The following is a 21,927-nucleotide window of genomic DNA, read 5'->3' on the forward strand; positions in this document are numbered from 1 at the left end:
TCGCGGGCTTGTGGCTGGGCCTGGCTTTGGCTGCCCGTGCCCAAGTCAATACCTATACTTTCGCCGCGTCCCAGGGCAGCTTTACTCCCCTCAGCGGCGGTACGGTGTTGCCTGGTCTGGCCGCCGACACGTACCTGTCGCCCGCTATTCCCCTGGGGTTTAGCTTCGTTTTCGACGGAGCTACTTTCACCCAGGTAAAAGCTTCTTCCAACGGCTGGTTAAGCTTTAACACGGCCAGTTCCCGTAATCATACGGGCCCCCTGGCGGCGGCCCCCGACGCTATCCGTCCCCTGGTGGCACCCCTGCTCGACGACCTGGACGGTAACCCCGCCGGCGCTACCGGCACGGGCTCCTACGCCACGACCGGCACGGCCCCCAATCGGGTGTTTACTTTTGAATGGCTGAATTGGGAGTGGCTTTGGGACTCTAACGCCGCCGGACTGTCGTTCCAGGTAAAGCTCTACGAAGGCACCAACAAGGTCGAATTTGTGTACCGGCAGGAGGCCGGGGCAATTACGGCCTCCCCCACCCAGGGAGCTTCCATTGGGCTGGCGGGCACGGGCTCCGGCCCTGGCTCCTACTTGGCCTTGAGCGACGCCACGGCTGCTCCCGCGGCCAGCTCAACCACCGAAAACACCACTATATTCACTAAGCCCGCTTCCGGTCAGGTATACAGCTTCACGCCCGCGGTGGTAGTCGGCTGCCCGCAGCCCCGCAACCTGAGCGTTGCTACCCTCACCAACACCACGGCGACAGTGGCCTGGACGGCCACCGGCGGCGGTACTTTCAGTATTCAGTACGGCCCGGCCGGCTTCGTGCCGGGTTCCAGTGGCGCCGCCACGGTTACGTCGGCCAACTCTACCGTTACGCTCACGGGCCTGCTGCCCAGCACGACGTACGATTTTTACGTAACCCAGCTCTGCGGCGGCACAGTGGGCAACAGTCCCAGCAGCGCCGTCGGCACTTTTAAAACCCGCGCCGTAGCACCACCCGGCAACGACGAGTGCGCCGGCGCCCTCGTGTTGCTGCCCACTCCCGGTGCCACGTGTATTAGTCCTACCAGCGGCTCTGTGGAAGGTGCCACGGGCCCGGGCGGTTTGCCAGCGCCGGTGGGTTCGGCCGACGACGACGTCTGGTACAGTTTCACGGCCACGGCCCCGGCGCACACGGTTACGCTCGTGGGCTCGGGCGACTATGTGCAAGAAGTGCTGTCGGGTACCTGCGCCAGCCTGACGGCCGTCGACTACGCCGATCCTAACGAGAAGCTCTACACCGGTCTGACGGTGGGCAGTATCTACTACGTGCGTGTCTACTCCTACGCCGCCACCGCACCTTCAGCTGCCGCGGCCGCCTTTACCATCTGTATTACCTCACCGGGTACGCCAGCCAATGACGAGTGTAGCAGGGCCGTAGCTCTGACGCCAGCAGTTTCCGGGGCGGCCTGCGCCGCGGGTACCCCCGGAACGTTGGAAAATACCACGGGCCCGGGCGGGCTGCCGGCGCCGGTGGGTTCAGCGGATGATGACGTCTGGTACAGCTTCACGGCCACGGCTTCGGCGCACACAGTTACGCTCGTGGGCTCGGGCGACTACGTGCAAGAAGTGCTGTCGGGCACCTGCGCCGGCCTAAGCTCGACGGGTTTTGCGCACGCACCAGCCAAGCTCTACACTGGCCTATCCGTAGGCCGCACCTACTACGTGCGCGTCTATTCCTTTGGCTCGACGGCCCTAGTAGGGGAGGGGGCTGCCTTCACCATCTGCGTAACGACGCCCCCACCGCCGGCCAATGATGCCTGTGCCAATGCTGTAGCCCTCATGCCCGCCGCGCAAGCAGCACCCTGCGCGGCGGCTACTAGCGGCTCTGTGGAAGGTGCCACGGGCCCGGGCGGTTTGCCTGCGCCGGTGGGTTCAGCGGATGATGACGTCTGGTACAGCTTCACGGCCACGGCTCCGACGCACACGGTTACGCTCGTGGGCTCGGGCGACTACGTGCAAGAAGTGCTCAGCGGCACCTGCGCCGGCCTAAGCTCGACGGGTTTTGCACACGCACCAGCCAAGCTCTACACCGGCCTGACGGTGGGCCGCACCTACTACGTGCGCGTCTATTCCTACGAGGCTGCGACTCCAACACCAGCCGCCGCAGCTTTTAGCATCTGCGTAACGACCCCCCTGCAAATTGCTCCGCCCGCCAATGACGAATGTGCCGGAGCCGTAGCTCTGACGCCAGCAGATTCCGGGGCAGGTTGCGCGGCGGCTACCACCGGGACGCTAGCCGGCGCCACGGGCCCGGGTGGTTTGCCGGCGCCGGTGGGTTCAGCGGATGATGACGTCTGGTACAGCTTCACGGCCACGGCTTCGGCGCACACAGTTACGCTCGTGGGCTCGGGCGACTACGTGCAAGAAGTGCTGTCGGGCACCTGCGCCAGCCTGACGGCCGTCGACTACGCCGACCCTAACGAGAAGCTCTACACTGGTCTGACGGTGGGCCGCACCTACTACGTGCGCGTCTATTCCTACGCTGCCACCGCACCTTCAGCTGCCGCGGCCGCCTTTACCATCTGCGTGATGACGCCGCTCATCAATGACGAACCCTGCGGCGCGGTGCCAATTCCCGTAGCGGCGGGCTGCGTGGCGCCCACGGCGGGTACCAACGTGGGGGCTACCACCACAACTCCGGTGGGCTACCCCAATCCGGGCTGCGGCACGGCCGGTAGTCCGCTCGACGTGTGGTTTACCTTCACCACACCCGCCTCGGGGGCCGGCAGCACGGCTGCCAGCGTCATTACTACGGGGGCTGCTGCCGGACAGGTACGCGTCTTTTCGGCCGCTTCCTGCGCGGGCCCATTTACGGCGGTAGGCTGTAAAGCCGGCGCCGGCGGGGCGGGGACTCTGGACCTGACCAACCTGACCCCCAGCACCACCTATTACGTTTTAGTATCGGGCTACGGGCCGACGGATGCCCCGGGCGCATTTGGTATTTGCGTAACCCCGCCCGCCACCTGCGCGGCTCCCGTGGGGCTGGCTGCCACGGGCGTTACCGCCACCACGGCCACTCTAAGCTGGTCGGTGCCCTCCGGCATGGGGCCCTTCACCCTGGAGTACGGCCCCGCGGGCTTCGCACCGGGCTCTGCGGCAGGTACCCTGGTGAATACCGCCGCCACTTCAGCTGGTCTGGCTAACCTAAGTGCGGGCACCACCTACCAGTTCTACGTTACGCAGAACTGCGGCGGCGGCAGCGGCAGCAGTATCCGGACCGGCCCCGCTTCCTTTTCGACGCGGGCCCCGGCGCCTGGCAACGACGAGTGTGCCACGGCGACGGAGGTGGTAGCCCAGTTTGGCGGCAGCTGCAGTACCCGGCTGGTGGCCACCAACGTAGGAGCTACCGGCTCGGTTAACGTTCCGGCGCCTCTCTGCTCCAACTATGCCGGCGGCGACGTGTGGTTTAAAGTAGTGGTGCCCAGCACCGGCAACATCATTGCCACCACCGATTCGGTGGCGGGCAGCGCCATTGAGGACACGGGCCTGGTAGTCTATACCGGCACCTGCGGGGCGCTAACTATAATAGGCTGCGACGACGACTCGGGGCCCGGGTCATTTTCCCAGCTGGAGCTCAACGGCCGCAAACCCGGCGAGGTGCTTTACATTCGGGTGTTTGAGTACGGCAACGACGTGGTGGGCCGTTTCAAGCTGTGCGTACGCTCGAAGCCCTTGTGCCCCGTTCCGGTAGGCCTCGACGCGACCAACGTGGCCGTAACCAGCGCCCGGCTGGCCTGGGCCGTTACTTCGGCCGTGCCGGGGGCTACGTTCACCGTGGAGTACGGGCCCCAGGGCTTTACGCCCGGTTCGGCCGCCGGCACCCGCCTGACGGGCCTCACCGGAACCTTCGTGGACGTTGCCGGCCTGACGGCCAATAAGGAGTACTGCTACTACGTGTCGCAGAACTGTGGCACTACCGGCGCTACGGCCGGCCTGAGTGCCCCCGCTGGGCCGCTGTGCTTTACAACTCTGGCCCCCGAACCGGCCAACAACGACGCCTGCGGGGCCCTGCCGTTGCCCATTGCTACGGCGGCCTGCACGCCCGTTGGCGGCAACAACACCGGTGCTACGACCAGCGGGGCTAGTGGCTACGTGAATCCGGGCTGTTCCACGTCTAACTCGCCGAAGGACGTGTGGTTTACGATGACGACCAGCGCCACGGCCGCCGGGGTGCAAATCACCACCACGGGCGGCCCCGCCGGGCAGGTGCGGATTTTCACGGCGGCTTCGTGCTCCACGGCCTTTACCCAGGTGGCTTGTCAGGCCAGCGCCGGCAACAACCAGACCGTGGGCAGCTTCGACGTGGCGCTGGAGCCAAACACGACGTACTACGTGATGGTGGCCGGCTACGGCTCCAACGATGCCACCGGGGCCTTCACGATTTGCGCCCGGCAGACCATCCTGAGCAGTGCCAAGGAGCTGCCCGGCGGGGAGGTCAGCGTATTCCCGAACCCGAGCAACACGGGCACCATTACCCTGCGCGTCCGCGGGGCTGAGCAAGCCAGGACGGTGCAGGCTACCCTGCTCAACGCCCTGGGGCAGCAGGTCCTCACGCAGGCGCTGGCTGGGCGGGCCGGTACCGTGGAAGCTCCGCTCAGCGTGCAAGGCTTGGCCCCGGGTATCTACACGCTGCGGGTGAGAGTAAACGACTACACCATCACGCGCAAAGTAGTGCTGGAATAGCCCTGGGCTTTCCTGACAAGACTCAAAAAAGGCGCTGCGGACTCCGCAGCGCCTTTTTTGTTAGCAGTAGAAAGCAGCCGGGCGCCTACCGAACCACCAGCTGCTGGGTGTAGAGGGCGTTGCCGCTGCGGGCACGCACGGCGTAAATACCGGGCGTGAGGCCCGCAATATTGAGCTGCATATCGGCCTGCCCGGCCCCGAAAGACATGGTGCGGGCCACCCGGCCCAGGGCGTCGAGCACGGTAGCCTGCCCGGGGGCCGTGGCGGCCGTGGGTAGCCGCAGCGTTACGCTGCCCTGGGCCGGGTTGGGCCATACGCTCAGCTTGGCGGCCTTGGCGGCGCTGGCCGTGGCGGCGGGCAGGTAGGCGCGGTTTTCGAGCAGCAGGATCCGGTCATCGGTGGCGGCGGGGGCGCCGCGGCCGTCCCGGTTGCTGGTACTGATATAGATTTTGCCCTGGGGCGACACGCAGATGGCCCGTAGGCGGCCGAACGTGGTCAGGTAGGAGTTGTCGGTGCCAATGTCCTCGGTGGTCGAAACCAGGGGCATCTGCACCAGCTTGGCAGCCTTGAGCGTGACCATCAGCAGGCTGTTGCGCCACTCCGGAATGGCGGGGTGGTCGTAGTGAATCAGGCCGGCCGTGGCCAGGGTCGGCGTCCAGGTCCGCAGGGGCTCCCGCACGTTGTTGGCCGCGCAGAAGGCCTGCTCGGTGGTCAGGTCGCAGCGGCCTTCAATGTTCGGCCAGCCGTAGTTGCGCCCCGCCTCAATCAGGTTCACCTCGTCGTCCTGGTCCTGCCCGTGCTCCGAGCTGTAGATCTTGCCATTGCTGGCCCGCACCAGCCCCTGCGGATTGCGGTGCCCCAGGGTGTACACCAGGCTGCCGGGCGTGGGATTGTTGCTGGGCACGGTGCCGTCCAGGTTCAGGCGCAGGATTTTGCCGTTCAGCGAAGTCGGGTTCTGGGCCTCGGGCCGCACCTGGGCGTCGCCGGTGGTCATGAGCAGGGTCCGGTCGGGCAAGATCAGCAGGCGGGAGCCGCTGTGGGTGGTATTGGCCGTGATATTGTCCAGCAGCACCAGCGGACTGCTCAGGGTGCGGGTACTGGCCGCGTAGGTGTAGCGCACCAGCTTCTCCTTCAGGTCATTGCCCTGCTGGTAGTTGTACACAATATAGAGGTAGGGCGAGGTGGCAAAGTCGGGATGGAGGGCCATGCCCAGCAGGCCGCTTTCCCCGGTGGCCCGCACGTCGGGTACGCTGAGCAGGGGCAGCACTTCCCCCGTGTCGGGGTTTACCCGGCTGATGCGCCCGTTGCGCTCCGTCATCCAGATAAAGTTGTCGGGGCCCCACACCAGCTCCCACGGCACGTTGAGGTTGGTGGCCAGCGGCGAAACCGATACGGTGGTAGCGCCCACCGTGAAGGTGGTTGTCTGGGCTTGCGCGGTGGGGGAGGCCGCCAGCAGGGCGGCGAAGGCCGTACAGTAAAGAAAACGTTTCATAGCCAATCAATTGAAGGTGAAAGAATAAGCCTGGTAATAGCCTAACGAGAGAGAAGCCCGAATGGATTAGCTTGTCTGGGAATTTGGGGCGGGTAGCTTTGCAGACCGGCCCCGGCCGGATTTCGGCGGTTTTCTTTCCTCATTTGCTTTTCTCGCGCCCCCTATGCTTTTCGTCAAACACACCCACCCGCAGCAGTTCCGCATCACAACCGACCCCGCCCAGCTCGACGTGGCCGCTATTCACCACTACCTGGCCCACGACTCCTACTGGGCCCAGAATATTCCGCTCGCTACCGTGGAGCGGGCCATTGCTCATTCCCTCAACTTCGGCCTGTTCGCCCCCGACGGCCGCCAGGCCGGCTTTGCCCGCGTCGTCACCGATTACGCCACCTTCGCCTGGCTCTGCGACGTGTTCGTGCTGCCCGAGTTCCGGGGGCAGGGCCTCTCCAAGTGGCTGATGAGCTGCGTCTGGGCCCATCCCGAACTGCAGGGGCTGCGCCGTAAGATGCTGGCCACCCTCGACGCCCACGGCCTCTACACCCAGTTTGGCTTCGGCCCGCTGCCCACCCCCGAGCGGTTTCTGGAAGTGCGGATGCCCAACCCCTACGGAGCCCCGACGGCCAACTAGCAAGGCCCGGGAAAGGGTTGCTCGGGCGGGCTGCTCATCTGAGTAAGGTACAATTCCGTTTGCCGCCCCGCCGCCGGCTACCTTAGACCTTGTAGCCATCTCCCCGCCACCTTCCCCAAAGGGCCTGCTGGGAAAGTGCAATTCGTTTAACCTTTCTTCCCCGGCCCGGTATCACCCTTTTTTCGCGGTGGCTGGCCACTAGTATTTTCCTTCCGCGTATGATTCCTACCACTCTCGAAGCCCGCTGGGGGCAGCTGGCCGCCCGCCTGGGCCTGTCCGAAGCCCTGCGCGACGCCACCTACCGGCAGCTGGCGGCCGCCTACGAAGCCTCGGGCCGCCACTATCACTCCCTGACCCACATCCGTAAACTGCTCGAAACCGCCGAGCAGCACAAGGCCCTGGTGCTCGACGCGGAAGTCCTGCAGCTGGCCATCTGGTTTCACGACGCGGTGTACAACCCCATGCGCGACGACAACGAGGCTCGCAGCGCGGTCCTGGCCCAGGAGTTTCTGGCCAAAACCAGCCTGGCCCCGGAGCGGCGGCAGCGGGTGGCCTTCCTCATTGAGCGCACCAAGGACCACACCCAGCCCCAGCCCGCCGCCGATACCGACCTGCACCTCTTCCTCGACGCCGACCTGCAAATCCTGGGCGCCGCCGAGGCCGACTACTGGCAGTACGCCCGCCAGGTGCGCCAGGAATACCGCCTCGTGCCCGATATTCTCTACCGCCGGGGCCGCAAGCAAGTGCTCGAAAAGCTGCTCGGCGCACCCGTCCTGTTCCAGACCCCGCTGTTTCGCGACAAGCTCGACGCCCCCGCCCGGCGCAACCTGCGGGCCGAGCTGCACCAGTGGGAGAAGGGTAGCCTCTAGCGGCCGGGCCGGCATGCCCTGCAACATCCGGGCTTAGGGTAGTGTCCTTGCCGGAGGCTTGCGTATTTTGCGGGCCATCCTTGGCTTTTTCCCAGTTGCCTATGCGTTCCTCTACTCTGTTGGCCGTGCTGGCGTGGCTGCCGGCCGCCGCCCTGGCCCAAACCCCGCCCGCCGCCCCGCTGACGGCTCTGACCGTCGAAAAAATCATGCGCGACCCGGCCCAGTGGATCGGCAACTCGCCCTCCAACATTGGCTGGAGCGAAGACGGCAAGCGGATTTACTTTCTCTGGAACCCGGAAAAAGCCCGGCGCGACTCGCTCTATTCCACCGCGGCCAGCGGTGGAGCCATCCGCAAAGTCAGCGTGGCCGAGCAGCGCAGCCTGCCCACCACCGCCGGTGACTATGACCCCAAGTACACCCGCAAAGTGTACGAGAAGGACGGCGACATCTTCCTGCTCGACCTCAAGACCACTAAAGCCCGGCGCGTAACCCGCACCACGGAGCGCGAATCCGACCCGGCCTTTGCCCTGCAGGGCCAGCTGATCAGCTATACCCGCGGCGGCAACCTCTTTACCTGGGACCCGGCCACCGGCGAAACCGTGCAGCGCACCGACTTCCGCCGCGGCAGCCGCCCCGGCAACGGCCAGCCTACCGACAAGGCCGAGAAGTTTCTGCGGGCCCAGCAGCTGGCCTTGTTCGACGTCATCCGGCAGCGCGACCAGGACCAGAAGGCCCGGCAGCGCCTGCAGAAGGCCCTGGCCCGGCTCAACCCCAAAGCCATCTGGCTGGGCCAGCAAACGGTGCAAAACTTGCAGCTCAGCCCCGACGGCCGCTTCGTAACCTACCGCCTGGCCCAGGAGCCGGCCGCCGAGAAGATAGCCGTGGTGCCGAGCTTCGTCACGGCCTCGGGCTTTACCGAAGACCTCTCGACCCGGACCAAGGTGGGCGCCCCGCAAACGGCCTACGAGCTGGGCATCTACGACATCGGGCGCGACACGACCTTCGTGCTGGGCTATAAGGAGCTGGAAGGCCTCGACCAGCAGCCGGCTTACCGCAAGGAGTACGCCCTGCCCGCCAAAGCCCCAGCCGCCGACGCCACCGACAAAGCCGCCCCGCCCCGCAAAGACAAGCCCGCCACCGAGCTGCGCCGGGTGGAGCCCTACGGCCCCTACTGGTCCGAGAACGGGCAGCGCGCCTTCCTCGTCATCCGCTCCAGTGACAACAAGGACCGCTGGATTGTGAGCCTGGACCCCACGACCCAGAAAATCAGCCTGCTCGACCGGCAGCGCGACGAGGCCTGGATCAACGGCCCCGGCATCGGCTACGGTCCCGGCAACGTGGGCTGGCTGCCCGACAACCAGCGCATCTGGTTCCAGAGCGAGGAAAGCGGCTATTCCCACCTCTATACCGTGGATGTGACCAACGGCCAGAAGAAGGCCCTGACCAGCGGCAACTTCGAGGTGCAGAAAGCCCAGCTCAGCCGCGACAAAAAGCTCTGGTACCTGACGGCCAACAAAACCCACCCCGGTGAGCAGCACTTCTACCGCATGCCCGTGGACGGTGGCCCGCTTACCCAGATTACCTCCATGCCCGGGGCCAGCGAAGTGACCCTCTCGCCGGATGAGAAAACCCTGGCCGTGCGCTACAGCTACACCAACAAGCCCTGGGAGCTGTACGTCATGCCCAACAAGCCCGGCGCCAAGGCCCGGCAAATCACCAACTCCCTGACCGAGGAGTTCAAGAGCTACCCCTGGCGCGACCCGGAAATCATTACCATCAAAGCCCGCGACGGGGCCGACGTGTACGCCCGGCTCTACCGCCCGGCCAAGGCCGAAGCCCAGGGTCCGGCCGTTATTTTCGTGCACGGCGCCGGTTACTTGCAGAACGCCCACAAGTGGTGGAGCCAGTACTCGCGCGAGTACATGTTTCACAACCTGCTGGTAGATAAAGGCTACACGGTGCTCGATATTGACTACCGCGGCTCGGCGGGCTACGGCCGGGCCGTGCGCACGGGTATCTACCGCTACATGGGCGGCAAAGACCTCACCGACCAGGTCGACGGGGCCAAGCTGCTGGCTGAGAAGTACGGCGTGAGCCCCCAGCGCATCGGTATCTACGGCGGTTCCTACGGCGGCTTTATCACGCTCATGGCCATGTTTACCCAGCCCGACGTGTTCAAGGCCGGGGCCGCCCTGCGCTCCGTGACGGACTGGGCCCACTACAACCACGGCTACACCGACAACATCCTCAACTCGCCCTACAACGACAGTATTGCCTACGCCCGCTCCTCGCCGATTTACTACGCCGAGGGCCTCAAGGGCGCTTTGCTCATGTGCCACGGCATGGTCGATACCAACGTGCACTTCCAGGACATCGTGCGTTTGAGCCAGCGCCTGATTGAGCTGCACAAGGAAAACTGGGAACTGGCCGTCTACCCCGTCGAGGACCACGGCTTCGTGGAGCCCGCCTCCTGGACCGACGAGTACAAGCGCATCCTCAAGCTGTTTGAAACCAACCTGCGGCCCGGCGCCACCAACGCTAGCGGTAGCAGCAGCGGCGGCAACTAATGGCCCAATGACTTATCTGGAAAGCCCGGCTGCGCAAGGAGCCGGGCTTTTTTGCGGCCCGTCAGGTAGGCGGGAAGCACTGCGAAAAGCGCCGGATTGTCGGGGCTGGTAAGCTAAATTGATATAAGGCTATTTGAATATTTTGGGCCAATATTGCTGCATCCTTTCCACTCCCTATTTCCTTTCCGCTTCCTTTTATGAGTCTCTACTACCAACCTTCCAAGCGAATTACCGTCGGCGGCGTGCTGAGCTTCGTGCTGCTGGGCGCCCTGGCGGCCGTGCCGCTGGCCTTTATCTACGTCTACGCCACCTGGTACATTCCCTTCATCTACATCAACGTGCTGCTGACCCTGGGCTTTGGGGCGGTGCTGGCCGTGGTGCTCAAGCTGCTGACCAAGGCCGGCAAGCTGCGCCACCCGGCCCTGGTGGGCTGGCTGGCCGTGCTGGTGGGCCTCTGGGCCTGGTACGTGCAGTGGGCCCTCTACCTGACCCTGCTCGACGGCGCCGGCGAAACCGAGTCCCTGGGCCGCCGGGCGTCTTTCACCCACACCACTTTTGAAGCCGACGTGTTCCTGACCCTGCTCACCCGGCCCGACATCGTGCTCGGCATGCTGCCCCGCCTGGCGGAAAACGGTACCTGGGGCATTTTCACGGTTACCGTCAGTGGCGTGTTTCTCTACCTGGTGTGGCTGGCCGAGCTGGCTATTATCGTGTTTTTCTCCTGGGCTCTGGCGCACTCCCAGGCTGGTACGCCGTTTTCGGAAACCGCGGGCCAGTGGGCCGACCAGCTTACTTTCCCGGTCCTCACGCCGGCTTTTACTAATGTCGAAGCCACCAAGGCCGCGCTGGAAGCTGCCGACTGGGCCCATCTGCAGCCCCTGGCCGCGGGGGAAGAAGCGCCCAGCGCGTTTGGCCGCCTGCACCTCTTCCACGCGCCCCAGGATGAAGACTGCTGCTACCTCTCGCTCGAAAACGTGACCATCGAAATCGACAAAAAAGGCAAGCCGAGCGAAAAAACCACCGACGTCGTTGAATACCTGCGTCTCTCGCCCTCCGTCTGCCGGGAGCTGCACGCCCGCTTCGGCACGGCCGCCGTGCCCGCCGAAAGCGTCACCGCCAGCTAAATGCTGATACCCAACAAAAAAGCCTGCTAGTAGTAGCAGGCTTTTTTGTTGAGCGGCTTATTCGGCGGCCGGGCGCAGGTCGGCCGGGTCGGGGCGGTGCTCCAGGATGTCGGCGGGTTGGCAGTCGAGGGCCTGGCAGATGGCGGCCAGGGTACTGAACCGAATAGCCTTGGCCTTGCCACTCTTCAAAATCGACAGGTTGGCCAGGGTAATGTTAACGGTGGCGGCCAACGTGCTCAGCGACATTTTGCGCCGGGCCAGCATCACGTCCAGGTTTACGATAATCGGCATATCAAACGGTCAGTTCGGCTTCCTGCGCCATGATGACGCCTCGTTTGTACACGGCCGCAATGACCAGCAAAACTAAGCCGAATTTCCAGGCCCCGATTTCTTCGGCCGGGTCCAGCGTCAGGTATTGCACAACGGTGCCCTGCAAGTCGGGTGCCCGGAAATGCGGCACGATACTCAGCATGTAGCGGAAGGCCACGTACTGGTACAGGTCGACGCCAATCATGAGCAGGCCCAGCCAGCGGATACGGCGGGCGTTTTTCTCCGTGAAAGGTGAGGCCAGGCTCATGTCCGTTAGGATGCGGTAGAGCAGCATGCCCGTGAGCATGGAGTAAAGCACCAAGACGACAGAACCACGCTTCCCGGAATGGTTGTTAACGCCCAGAATCATCAGGGCCACCCGTTTGCCAAAACTCCGCTCAACATACACCAGCGCGAGCTTTTGACTTTTGGGCACCAGGCGGAACGTCCCGGGCATAGTCTTCAAAGAATCGAGGGTCGCACCGTGGACCTGCCCCTGCCGCGGGTGCTGCACTTCCAGCGTCAAAGAGGGCAGCGTATAGGAAGCTATTTGGGAGTCTGGTCTCAGGTCGGATATACTTATCCACGCATAAAACAGCAGGCCGATGGCTGACAATACGTACTGAGCCGCCGCCAGTACGCGCACAAAGCGCAGGAAGGGTGGGAGGGCAGTATAAGTAGCAGGCATAACGAATGAATTACGTGTCACCAAAAGAAGAACTTTATTTATTGATAAACAATAAATATTAATTGAATAGCGAAAACAAAGTATCGTTAGTCGTTCAATAAGCTGCTACTCGGTCCTGGCTTTTTTCTCCACGCTTCATCCAAACGCCATGCGCTGTTTGCTGCTTGCCTGCGTAAAAAGCCTCCGTTGCCCAGCTTACCTACTGCTGTTTCCTGATTACTTCAACCCAACCCCGATTCTATGGCCGCCAATAAGTTCATGTTTGCTACCGGCATCGAGAATAGCTACCCCACCATTCTGCTGCCCAACGGCCAGGAAAAACGCATTGATGAGCTCGAAAAGGGCAAACACTACGAAAACTGGCGGCGCGACTTTGAGCTGGTCAAGGAAATGGGCATCGAGTTTCTGCGCTACGGCCCGCCCTACTACAAAACCCACCTCGGCCCCGACAAATACGACTGGGAGTTTACTGATCTGACCTTCAATGCCCTGCGGGAAATGGACATTACGCCCATCGTGGATTTGTGCCACTTCGGCGTGCCCGACTGGATTGGCAACTTCCAGAACCCGGACTTTCCCCGTCTCTTCGCCGATTATTGCCGGGCTTTCGCCACGCGTTTTCCCTACATCCAGTTTTACACGCCCATCAACGAAATCTACATTGCGGCCTTCTTCTCGGCCCAGATGGGCTGGTGGAACGAGCGGAAATCTTCCGACCGGGACTTCGTTACCACGCTTAAAACTATCTGCAAGGCCAACGTGATGGGCATGCAGGCCATCCTGGAAATTCAGCCCGAGGCCACCTTTATCCAGAGTGAAAGCTCGGAGTACTACCACCCGGAAGCCCCCGAGCTGATTGAAAAAGCGCAGTTCATGAACGAAAAGCGCTTCCTCAGCCTCGATTTGACCTACGGCTACCCCGTGTCGGTGACGATGTACGAGTACCTGATGGACAACGGCATGACCCGCGACGAATACCACTGGTTTGGCCAGTCCGACATCAAGGCCCGCTGCATTATGGGCAACGACTATTACGAAACCAACGAGCACCTGATTAAGCTCGACGGGAGCATTGTGCCCAGCGGGGATATTTTCGGCTATTACGTTGTCACTAAGCAGTATTTCGACCGGTACCACCTGCCCGTGATGCACACCGAAACCAACATCCGGGAGCCGCTGGCCGTGAACTGGCTCTGGCGGCAGTGGGCCAATGCTCACCGGCTCAAACAGGACGGCGTGCCGCTGGTGGGCTTTACCTGGTATTCCCTCACCGACCAGGTCGATTGGGATACGGCCCTGCGCGAAGACAACAACCGCGTCAATCCGCTCGGGCTCTACGACCTGGACCGCAACATCCGGCCCGTGGGCAAGGCTTATAAAAAGCTGATTTCGCAGTGGAAAGACGTGCTGGAAAAGGAGAGCTATGGCATTCACCTCAACTATTAAGGGCCGTGTTAGCGGTCCGAGACGAATAAAATAAGCCGGTTCCGCTGAACGGTCCTGGCCCCGGCTTGCATTCGGCTCAGATGCGCTGGTATATTCACCGCACCTACCTACGCCTTTTTAATTAGCTTTGCGGCCCGTACCCCCGCCCGCTGGTGGGGGCCGGCTCCTTCGTTTCCCGACCCTAGTCGCTAGATTGAACCCTGATGCCGTATCTATTCACCTCCGAATCCGTTTCGGAAGGCCACCCCGATAAAGTAGCCGACCAAATCTCCGATGCCATCCTCGACGAGTATCTGCGGCAGGACCCCGCGGCCAAAGTAGCCTGCGAAACCCTCGTTACCACCGACTTCGCGCTGGTGGCCGGCGAAATCAAGTCGACGGCCCACGTGGACGCTGAGCCCATCGTGCGAGGCGTCATCAGCCGCATCGGCTACAACAAGCCCGAGTACCTCTTCAACGCCGATACCTGCGAGGTGATGAACCGCCTGCACGAGCAGTCGCCCGATATCAACCAGGGTGTGGAGCGCGCCAGCGACGAAGAGCAGGGCGCCGGCGACCAGGGTATGATGTTCGGCTATGCCACCAAGGAAACGGCCAACTACATGCCCCTGGCCCTGGACCTCTCGCACCGCCTGCTCGACGAGCTGGCTAAGATCCGCAAGATGGGCCAGGAAATGACGTATCTGCGCCCCGACGCCAAAAGCCAGGTAACGATCCGCTACGCCGACGACAACACGCCCGAGGCCATCGACACCATCGTGGTGAGCACCCAGCACGACGACTTCGACGAGTCGGAGGAAAACATGCTGGCCCGCATCAAGGAGGATATTATCAACATCCTGGTGCCGCGCGTGAAAGCCGGGCTGGACGTTGAAACCCAGAAGCTGTTCACCGACCAGATTACCTACCACATCAACCCCACCGGCAAGTTCGTTATCGGCGGCCCCCACGGCGACTCCGGCCTCACCGGTCGTAAGATCATCGTGGATACCTACGGTGGCAAGGGCGCCCACGGCGGTGGCGCTTTCTCGGGCAAGGACTCCTCGAAAGTAGACCGCTCCGCCGCCTACGCCACCCGCCACATTGCCAAAAACCTGGTAGCGGCCGGCGTGGCCGACCAGGCCTTGGTGCAGGTAGCCTACGCCATTGGCGTGGCCCAGCCCGTGGGCCTCTACGTGACGACCTACGGCACGACCAAAGTAAAAGGCGCTAATGGCCAGCTGCTCACCGACGGCGAGATTGCCGAGAAGGTGAATAAGCTCTTCGATATGCGGCCCTACGCCATTGTGCAGCGCTTCGGCCTGCGCAACCCCATCTTCGCCGAGTCGGCCGCCTACGGGCACATGGGCCGCCCGGCCGGGACCAAGGAAGTGGTGATGCCCTCGGGCGAAACCAAAACCTTCGAGACTTTCACCTGGGAGAAGCTCGACTACGTTGACAAAATCAAGGCTGAGTTTGGGCTGTAATCTATTCGACTCCAAGTCATCAAGTCACAAAAAAGCCCCGCCGGTCGTTCCGGCGGGGCTTTTTTGTGGCGGCCTTTCAGGGCGAAAGAAGCCGCGGTACTGCTGCCTAATGGCTAGTTACTTTTTCCTTGTGCTTGGTAATCTGGCGCCGCAGGTTGTCGGCGGCGGCGTCGGCAGCGGCTTCGAACGAGGGCGCGTCTTCCTGGCTGAATAGGGTAGTGCCCGGGATAAGGAGCTTAATTTCGACGGTCTTGTTGTCGATGCCGTCCTTGTTATTGAGTTTCAGAATTACCTCGCCTTCCGTGACACGGTCATAGAAAGTCTCAAGCTTATCGAGGCGCTTCTGGATGAAATCGAGCAATTTTTGGTCGGCATCAAAGTGTACCGAATGCATCTGTACTTTCATCGTTCTTAGGGGTTTGGGTAAAAGAAAAGGAAACAACTAGGCCTTCGGATGGGCCTTTTCAAATACGGACTTGAGCTTGTCAATCGATAAGTGGGTGTACACCTGCGTGGCGGCCAGATTGGCGTGGCCCAGCAGCTCCTTAATGGCGTTCAGGTCGGCGCCTTTGCCCAGCAGGTGCGTGGCAAAGGAGTGACGCAGCACGTGGGGGTGCTGCTGCGACGAGGCCGTCGTTATCTGGCTTAAATAGTGCTTCACGGTACGGTACACGAGCTTTTCGTAGAGTGGCTCCAGCTTTTCCGTAACGAGCAGGGGCCCGCGGGCGTTGTCGGCGCCGCCAAATTCGGCCTGCTTCTGCGCTATATAGCGTTCCAGCACTATGATCAGGCTGGGGTTCAGCGGCACGATGCGCTGCTTGTTGCCTTTGCCGGTCACGCGCACGGTTTTACCGCTTAGGCTCAGGTCTTCGTGCCGGATGCCAATGAGCTCCGAGAGCCGGATACCGGTACCGTAGAGCAGCTCCAGCACGGTCTGGTCGCGGGAGCCGACGAAGGTGGGCGGAAACTCAAACGAGTTGAGCAGGCCGTTGAGCGAGTCCTCAGGCACGAAGTCGGGCAGCTTCTTGGCCACCTTCGGCGACTTGATGCGCAGCATGGGGTTTTTGCTGATGACGTTCGTGCGCAGCAAAAACTTGTAGTAGGAGCGCAGGCAGGCAATCTTGCGGTTCACGGTGCGCGGGTCCAGCTGCTGTTGCATCAGCGTCACCACCCAGGACCGGATCAGGGTATGGTCGGCCTGCTCGGGCTGCTCCAGCTCGTAAGTGGCCTTGAGGTAATCCGAAAACTGCCGCAGGTCGGTTTGGTACGACAGCACCGTGTGGGGGCTGTAGCGCCGCTCGAACCGCAGATAATCAAAAAATAATTCCATACGCTGGGTGCCGAACCGCTGGGGCCGGATACCCAATGTATGGAATTATCCTGGAAAGTACGAACGCGAAAAAACCGCCTGATTCGCTTCGGAAAGCAAATCAGGCGGTTAAATTCTAGCTGGCAGTGAGTTGCTCCCTAGTAGTTGTCGGTAGCGTACATCGTCTGCTTGTACACGGCCTTCTCCTTCTGCTTACGCTTGGTAACCGAAGGCTTCTGGAAGAACGTGCGACGACGCAGCTCCTTCAGAACGCCGGTGCGCTCAAACTTCTTCTTAAAACGCTTCAAGGCACGGTCAACAGACTCGTTATCCTTAATCTGGACGATGATCATATGCTCAGTTGGAATGAAAAACTTTCTTCTTTAGGGGTCGCAAAGATAACAGGCTCTTTCTTACCGTGCAAGCCCTAATCGAGTTGCGGGGTTTTACTTCAGCAAAGTCCGGGCAATTACCAGCTTCTGAATCTCGCTGGTGCCCTCGCCGATGGTGCACAGCTTGGAGTCGCGGTAGTACTTCTCGGCGGGGTAATCCTTGGTGTAGCCGTAGCCCCCGAAGATCTGCACGCCTTCGTTAGCCGTGCGCACGCACACTTCCGAGGCGTAGAGCTTGGCCATGGCCGACTCCTGGTTCACGTTCAGGCCGCGGTCCTTCATGTCGGCGGCGCGGTAGGTGAGCAGCGAGGCCGCTTCGATTTCGGTGGCCATATCAGCCAGCTTAAAGGAAATGCCCTGGAAGTTGGAAATCGGCTGGTTGAACTGGTGCCGCTCCTGCGAGTAGCGCAGCGCCGCCTCAAACGCGCCCTGAGCAATGCCCAATGACAGGGCCGCAATGGAAATCCGGCCGCCGTCGAGCACCTTCATGGCCTGGATGAAGCCGTCGCCGACTTTGCCCAGGATGTTGGCCTTGGGTACGCGGCAGTCAGTGAAGATCAGCTCGGTGGTTTCCGAAGCGCGCATGCCCAGCTTGTCGGCTTTCAGGCCGTGGGTGAAGCCTTCGGTGGGCTTCTCAATCACGAAGGCCGTCATACCGTGGGAGTCACCTACTTCGCCGGTGCGGGCAATAACAACGGCAATGTTGCCGCTCTTGCCGTGGGTAATAAAGTTTTTGGCGCCGTTGAGCACGTAGTCGTCGCCGTCTTCCACGGCCACGGTGCGCATGTTGCCGGCGTCGGAGCCGGTGTTGGGCTCCGTCAGGCCCCAGGCGCCGATCCACTCGGCCGACGCCAGCTTGGGCAGCCACTTGTGCTTTTGCTCTTCCGAGCCGAACTGCAGAATATGGCCGGTGCAGAGCGAGTTGTGGGCCGCCATGCTCAGGCCAATGCTGGGGTCAATCTTGGACAGCTCGGCAATGGCCGTCACGTACTCGACGTAGCCAAAGCCGGCGCCGCCATACTCCTGGGGCACCAGTACGCCCATCAGGCCCAGCTCGCCCAGCTTCTTGAATACTTCCACGGGAAACTCCTGGCTTTCATCCCACTTCATCATATCGGGTTTGATGTGGGTTGCGCCGAAGTCGCGCACCATCTGGGCAATCATTGTTTGATTTTCGGTGGCTACAAGTTCCATGAAAAAAGAAGTTGGGTGGGGGAGGTAGAGTATAACCGGCGAAGCCCGGTTTTGGGTTTGCGAAAGTACGCTTTTAGCGGCACAGAAGCCAGCCTACAGGCTGGCTCGACCCACCCGATTTTGAAAGGGCGTGCCAATTCGGTTACTTTGAAGGTTTTTTAGGGAAAAATGTACTCCGTTAAACGGGTCGTTCCCATAGCTTTCGAACTTGATATTCGGCTTTATCAGCCTGCATGCAACAAACCGCTTTTCACCGCCTTCTGCGCCTCTGGCTGCTGTGCGTGCCGTTCGCCGTACTATTTTCTTCCTGCACCACCGGCCGCTACTACCGGCAAAATATCATGTTTCGCACACCTTCCGGCGAGGGTGTCGACACCATGAAGTTGCGGTCTTTGGTCGGGCGCACCAGCCGTAACTACCTGATTCAGCCCAACGACTACCTCGAAGTTCGGGTGTACACCAATAAAGGCGAAAGAATTTTAGACCCCAACGGGGAGCTGCAATTCGGTAGCCCCTCCACCACGGGTACCAGTACCACCACGCCCACTACCACCACGGGGCGGGGCGCAGTGGGCGGTAACCGAGGCGGGCAAACTCAGCAGCCCACCGGCGCCAATCAGTTTTTGGTACAAGCCAACGGAATGGTGAACCTGCCCATGGTGAACATGGTGAAGGTAAATGGCCTGACGCTGCTGGAAGCCGACAGCCTGCTCAAAACCAAGTACGACGTGTTCTACAAGGATTCGTACGTGGCTACTCGCGTGACCAATAACCGCATCATTGTGCTGGGGGCCCCGGGCGGGCAAATTGTACCCATGTATAATGATAATATGAACCTGCTGGAAGTTCTGGCCTCGGCCGGCGGCCTGGAGGCGGGGGGCTTTGCGGGCGGCGGCGGGGCTGGCGGCGGCCGGGGCCGGGCTTACAATATTCGCCTGATTCGGGGTGATTTACGTAATCCGCAGGTGCAGGTCATCGACTTATCTACCATTGAAGGCATGCGCCGGGCCAACCTGCAGGTAGAGCCCAACGACGTGGTGTACATCGAACCCGTACGGCGGCCCTTCTTTGAGGCACTTTCTGATGCCGGCTCCGTGTTTGGGCTGATAGGTGGGTTGGCAGGAATCTTGACATCCTACGTTTTAGTGAGGGATCTAATCAATAAGTAGCCAGGAGCTTGGGCCTTTCCCCTCGCGGGAGTGGGCCTGGTAGGCTCTAAGACTAACTTGTAACGACGGAATGGCAGTAAACGAAAACGCTGAACTGGAAGAACTTATTCGCAGTGCCGGCGGCGCCGAACCCAATGCGGTGGAAGACGAAGGTGGCGGGCTAGACCTAACTACCTTACTGCTGGTAGCACGCCGCAGCATTCTCTGGATTATCCTGCTGATTGCCCTGGGCCTGTCTGCTTCGTGGCTGCTGCTGCGCTACACCAAGCCCGTTTACAAATCCTCGTCGCTGCTCAAGATTGATGAGAAGACGGAGGCTGGAATTCTGGGGCTGGATGGCCCGGTGGGCCAGGCCGTAGGGAGTAGCAACGTCAATAAGCTCTCGGGGGAGGTAGAGCTGATCAAGTCCAACATCATCTACCAGCGGCTGAAGGATTCACTGGAGCTCAACGTGAACTACTACGTGGAGGGCACCGTGCTGGAAAACGAGCTGTATGGCATTTCTCCCTTCAAGGTAAGCTACGACATAAAGGACCCGAACTTCTACAACAGCAAGTTCAATCTGAATTTTACGGGTGGGAAGCAGTTTCGCTTGTCGTATCTGTACCTGGGGCAGGAGCGCAGCGCTACCTACACGCTGGGGCAGCCTGTGGTGGTACCGGGTATGACACTGGTAGTAACGGCTACACCCCTGCTGGATGAAGAGGCCCTGGAAAAAAACTACCACTTTGTCATTAATGATGACGGAGCAGTAAACAATTACCTGAACACTAACCTGAGCGTGGACATCGTCAACCCCGACGCCAACACGATTCAGATTGCCTTCACCGATTTTAACCCGGCCAAAGCCCGGGACATCGTCAACAAGATTGACACGGTGTACCTGCAGGAAAAGCTGGCCAAAAAGCAGGAAGCTACGGCGCAGACGCTGCAATTCCTGGACAAGACCCTAACCGAAAATCAGCAGAAGCTGCAGAGCGCCGAGGAAAACCTGCAGGCCTTCGTGCGGCAGAACAAGACCTACGACGTCAAGACGGAAGTTGCCGGCATTACCGAAAAGCTAGCGGAGCAGGAAGAAGTACGCCTTAAGCTGGTCGAGAAGGCCCGCTTGCTGGGCGAAATCAGCCGCTTGGTGGAGCAGGACCGCCTGACCCAGAATGAGGATGCCACGCTGGAACAAAGCATTCCCGGCATTGCCGCCGTCGAGGACGCCCAGCTTACCCAGCAGCTGAGTGAGCTCAACGCCCTGCAGTGGAACCTGCGCCGCTTGCTGCGCTCCTACAACGAAACCACTGAGGCCGTCAAGCAGCAGCAGGCCCAGTTGGCCTACGTAAAAAATAACATCCGCCGGCTGATCCAGCAAAACCGCCGCCTGGTGCAGACGCAGATTGACCGCATGAATCAGCAGCGCGACCAGTTCAACGCCGAGCTGCAAACCCTGCCCCAGAAGGAAACTGAGCTGGCCCGCCTCAAGCGGCCCTTTGAGCTCTACGAAAAGTCGTACCTGATGCTGATGGACAAAAAGGTCGAGTTCAGCATCGCCAAGGCCGGCACCACGCCCGACTTCCAGATTCTGTCGCCGGCCAGCATGCCCAGTGCCCCTATTTCGCCGGTGCGCACCATGATTTACGCCATTGGCCTGGCGGGTGGTATTGCCCTGGGCCTGGCCCTGATTGCAGTGCGCTACTTCATGCACAACACCGTCACCAACGTGCGGGAACTGGAACGCTCTACCTCAGCCTCGGTGCTGGGCGTGATTCCGACCTACGACAAGGAGAAAATGACCGTGTCGAAACTGGTAGTCGATAAAAATCCGAAATCCGCTATTTCGGAGTCTATTCGCTCGATTCGGACCAACCTGGACTTTATCAGCGGCTCCTCGACCAAGAAGCGGCGGCTGATTTCGGTGACGTCCACCATTTCCGGGGAAGGTAAAACCTTCGTAACAGTTAACCTGGGCGGCATTATTGCTCTTTCCGAGCAGCGCGTGGTCATCCTGGACCTGGACATGCGTAAACCCAAGGTGAACCTGGCTTTCGGAGCCGAAAACATCAAGGGGATCAGCACCATTCTCATTGATAAGCACACCATTCTGGAGTGCGTACAGCACACGAGCATCCCGACGCTGGACTTCATTTCGGCCGGCCCCACGCCGCCCAACCCCTCGGAGCTGATCCTGAGTGCCCGCTTCGACGAAATGCTGGAGGAGCTGTACCAGCACTACGACGTGATTCTGATTGACACTCCGCCGGTGGGCCTGGTTACGGACGGCATCCTGATTATGCGCAAGGCTGATATTCCGATTTACATCGTGCGGGCCAACTACTCGAAGAAGAGCTTCCTCAAGAATGTCAACAAGCTGATTCGGGCCAACAACTTCACCCGCCTCTGTGCCATTCTCAACGACTCGACGGCCAGCGGCCTCTATGGCTACGGGTATGGCTACGGTTACGGGTATGGCTACGGCTACGGGCAGGGCTACTACGAGGAAACCCGGCCGGTAGTAGGGCTGTTCTCGCGCTTGCGGAAGCGCTTCACCTAACCGTAGTCGACCCT

Annotated in this window: 16 protein-coding genes; 9 read left to right on the top strand and 7 right to left on the bottom strand. The window is 61.2% G+C overall.

Annotated elements, in window-relative coordinates; all coding sequences use genetic code 11:
- The first annotated feature begins 26 nt into the window (after positions 1–26).
- Positions 27–4,718, top strand: coding sequence for a fibronectin type III domain-containing protein (locus tag CLV45_RS14485; RefSeq protein WP_170061870.1), 4,692 nt, complete (start codon positions 27–29; stop codon positions 4,716–4,718).
- Between the two features lie 85 nt (positions 4,719–4,803).
- Here the strand turns inward: CLV45_RS14485 and CLV45_RS14490 are convergent, their stop codons facing one another.
- Positions 4,804–6,210, bottom strand: a complete 1,407-nt coding sequence (locus CLV45_RS14490) for a PQQ-dependent sugar dehydrogenase (protein ID WP_100337189.1) — start codon at positions 6,208–6,210, stop codon at positions 4,804–4,806.
- Positions 6,211–6,373: 163 nt separating this feature from the next.
- Between CLV45_RS14490 and CLV45_RS14495 the strand changes: the two genes are divergently transcribed.
- From CLV45_RS14495 to CLV45_RS14510, 4 genes are all read left to right on the top strand, one after another.
- Positions 6,374–6,838, top strand: coding sequence for a GNAT family N-acetyltransferase (locus CLV45_RS14495; RefSeq protein ID WP_100337190.1), 465 nt, complete (start codon positions 6,374–6,376; stop codon positions 6,836–6,838).
- 218 nt (positions 6,839–7,056) lie between these two features.
- Entirely contained in the window at positions 7,057–7,707 is a 651-nt protein-coding gene (locus CLV45_RS14500) for an HD domain-containing protein (protein ID WP_100337191.1), read from the top strand.
- A gap of 101 nt (positions 7,708–7,808) precedes the next feature.
- Positions 7,809–10,274 (top strand): prolyl oligopeptidase family serine peptidase, encoded by a 2,466-nt coding sequence (locus CLV45_RS14505; protein ID WP_100337192.1) that lies wholly within the window; start codon positions 7,809–7,811, stop codon positions 10,272–10,274.
- Between the two features lie 197 nt (positions 10,275–10,471).
- Positions 10,472–11,398, top strand: coding sequence for a hypothetical protein (locus CLV45_RS14510; RefSeq protein ID WP_100337193.1), 927 nt, complete (start codon positions 10,472–10,474; stop codon positions 11,396–11,398).
- Between the two features lie 57 nt (positions 11,399–11,455).
- Here the strand turns inward: CLV45_RS14510 and CLV45_RS14515 are convergent, their stop codons facing one another.
- Positions 11,456–11,689 (bottom strand): helix-turn-helix domain-containing protein, encoded by a 234-nt coding sequence (locus tag CLV45_RS14515; RefSeq protein ID WP_100337194.1) that lies wholly within the window; start codon positions 11,687–11,689, stop codon positions 11,456–11,458.
- A gap of 1 nt (position 11,690) precedes the next feature.
- A complete protein-coding gene (locus tag CLV45_RS14520) occupies positions 11,691–12,395 on the bottom strand; it encodes a DUF2975 domain-containing protein (protein ID WP_100337195.1) in 705 nt (234 codons plus the stop codon).
- A 240-nt stretch (positions 12,396–12,635) separates the two neighbouring features.
- Between CLV45_RS14520 and CLV45_RS14525 the strand changes: the two genes are divergently transcribed.
- Positions 12,636–13,841, top strand: coding sequence for a family 1 glycosylhydrolase (locus CLV45_RS14525; protein ID WP_100337196.1), 1,206 nt, complete (start codon positions 12,636–12,638; stop codon positions 13,839–13,841).
- A gap of 203 nt (positions 13,842–14,044) precedes the next feature.
- Positions 14,045–15,307, top strand: a complete 1,263-nt coding sequence (gene metK, locus CLV45_RS14530; RefSeq protein ID WP_100337197.1) for a methionine adenosyltransferase — start codon at positions 14,045–14,047, stop codon at positions 15,305–15,307.
- Between the two features lie 106 nt (positions 15,308–15,413).
- On the opposite strand, the gene hpf is transcribed toward metK, so the two are convergent.
- The 4 genes from hpf to CLV45_RS14550 form a co-directional block, all read right to left on the bottom strand.
- Complete coding sequence (gene hpf / locus CLV45_RS14535) at positions 15,414–15,713, bottom strand: ribosome hibernation-promoting factor, HPF/YfiA family (RefSeq protein WP_100337198.1); 300 nt, start codon at positions 15,711–15,713, stop codon at positions 15,414–15,416.
- 36 nt (positions 15,714–15,749) lie between these two features.
- Positions 15,750–16,637 (bottom strand): tyrosine-type recombinase/integrase, encoded by an 888-nt coding sequence (locus tag CLV45_RS14540; RefSeq protein WP_100337660.1) that lies wholly within the window; start codon positions 16,635–16,637, stop codon positions 15,750–15,752.
- 137 nt (positions 16,638–16,774) lie between these two features.
- Entirely contained in the window at positions 16,775–16,969 is a 195-nt protein-coding gene (gene rpsU / locus CLV45_RS14545) for a 30S ribosomal protein S21 (protein ID WP_100337199.1), read from the bottom strand.
- A 93-nt stretch (positions 16,970–17,062) separates the two neighbouring features.
- Complete coding sequence (locus CLV45_RS14550; RefSeq protein WP_100337200.1) at positions 17,063–18,202, bottom strand: acyl-CoA dehydrogenase family protein; 1,140 nt, start codon at positions 18,200–18,202, stop codon at positions 17,063–17,065.
- A 233-nt stretch (positions 18,203–18,435) separates the two neighbouring features.
- Between CLV45_RS14550 and CLV45_RS14555 the strand changes: the two genes are divergently transcribed.
- Both CLV45_RS14555 and CLV45_RS14560 read left to right on the top strand, forming a co-directional pair.
- The gene (locus CLV45_RS14555) at positions 18,436–19,371 is read left to right on the top strand and encodes a polysaccharide biosynthesis/export family protein (RefSeq protein WP_100337201.1); all 936 of its coding nucleotides are present in this window, start codon (positions 18,436–18,438) and stop codon (positions 19,369–19,371) included.
- A 70-nt stretch (positions 19,372–19,441) separates the two neighbouring features.
- Positions 19,442–21,913: a GumC family protein gene (locus tag CLV45_RS14560; RefSeq protein ID WP_100337202.1), complete on the top strand. Its 2,472-nt coding sequence runs from the start codon at positions 19,442–19,444 to the stop codon at positions 21,911–21,913.
- Positions 21,914–21,927: the final 14 nt, after the last annotated feature.

Source organism: Hymenobacter chitinivorans DSM 11115 (assembly GCF_002797555.1).
Taxonomy (GTDB): Bacteria; Bacteroidota; Bacteroidia; order Cytophagales; family Hymenobacteraceae; genus Hymenobacter; species Hymenobacter chitinivorans.

Excerpts from the sequence above, each read along its gene's own strand:
- CLV45_RS14490 (WP_100337189.1), bottom strand. The coding sequence starts at position 6,210 with ATGAAACGTTTTCTTTACTGTACGGCCTTCGCCGCCCTGCTGGCGGCC.
- CLV45_RS14495 (WP_100337190.1), top strand. The coding sequence starts at position 6,374 with ATGCTTTTCGTCAAACACACCCACCCGCAGCAGTTCCGCATCACAACC.
- CLV45_RS14500 (WP_100337191.1), top strand. The coding sequence starts at position 7,057 with ATGATTCCTACCACTCTCGAAGCCCGCTGGGGGCAGCTGGCCGCCCGC.
- CLV45_RS14505 (WP_100337192.1), top strand. The coding sequence starts at position 7,809 with ATGCGTTCCTCTACTCTGTTGGCCGTGCTGGCGTGGCTGCCGGCCGCC.
- CLV45_RS14510 (WP_100337193.1), top strand. The coding sequence starts at position 10,472 with ATGAGTCTCTACTACCAACCTTCCAAGCGAATTACCGTCGGCGGCGTG.
- CLV45_RS14515 (WP_100337194.1), bottom strand. The coding sequence starts at position 11,689 with ATGCCGATTATCGTAAACCTGGACGTGATGCTGGCCCGGCGCAAAATG.
- CLV45_RS14520 (WP_100337195.1), bottom strand. The coding sequence starts at position 12,395 with ATGCCTGCTACTTATACTGCCCTCCCACCCTTCCTGCGCTTTGTGCGC.
- CLV45_RS14525 (WP_100337196.1), top strand. The coding sequence starts at position 12,636 with ATGGCCGCCAATAAGTTCATGTTTGCTACCGGCATCGAGAATAGCTAC.
- metK (WP_100337197.1), top strand. The coding sequence starts at position 14,045 with ATGCCGTATCTATTCACCTCCGAATCCGTTTCGGAAGGCCACCCCGAT.
- hpf (WP_100337198.1), bottom strand. The coding sequence starts at position 15,713 with ATGAAAGTACAGATGCATTCGGTACACTTTGATGCCGACCAAAAATTG.
- CLV45_RS14540 (WP_100337660.1), bottom strand. The coding sequence starts at position 16,637 with ATGGAATTATTTTTTGATTATCTGCGGTTCGAGCGGCGCTACAGCCCC.
- rpsU (WP_100337199.1), bottom strand. The coding sequence starts at position 16,969 with ATGATCATCGTCCAGATTAAGGATAACGAGTCTGTTGACCGTGCCTTG.
- CLV45_RS14550 (WP_100337200.1), bottom strand. The coding sequence starts at position 18,202 with ATGGAACTTGTAGCCACCGAAAATCAAACAATGATTGCCCAGATGGTG.
- CLV45_RS14555 (WP_100337201.1), top strand. The coding sequence starts at position 18,436 with ATGCAACAAACCGCTTTTCACCGCCTTCTGCGCCTCTGGCTGCTGTGC.
- CLV45_RS14560 (WP_100337202.1), top strand. The coding sequence starts at position 19,442 with ATGGCAGTAAACGAAAACGCTGAACTGGAAGAACTTATTCGCAGTGCC.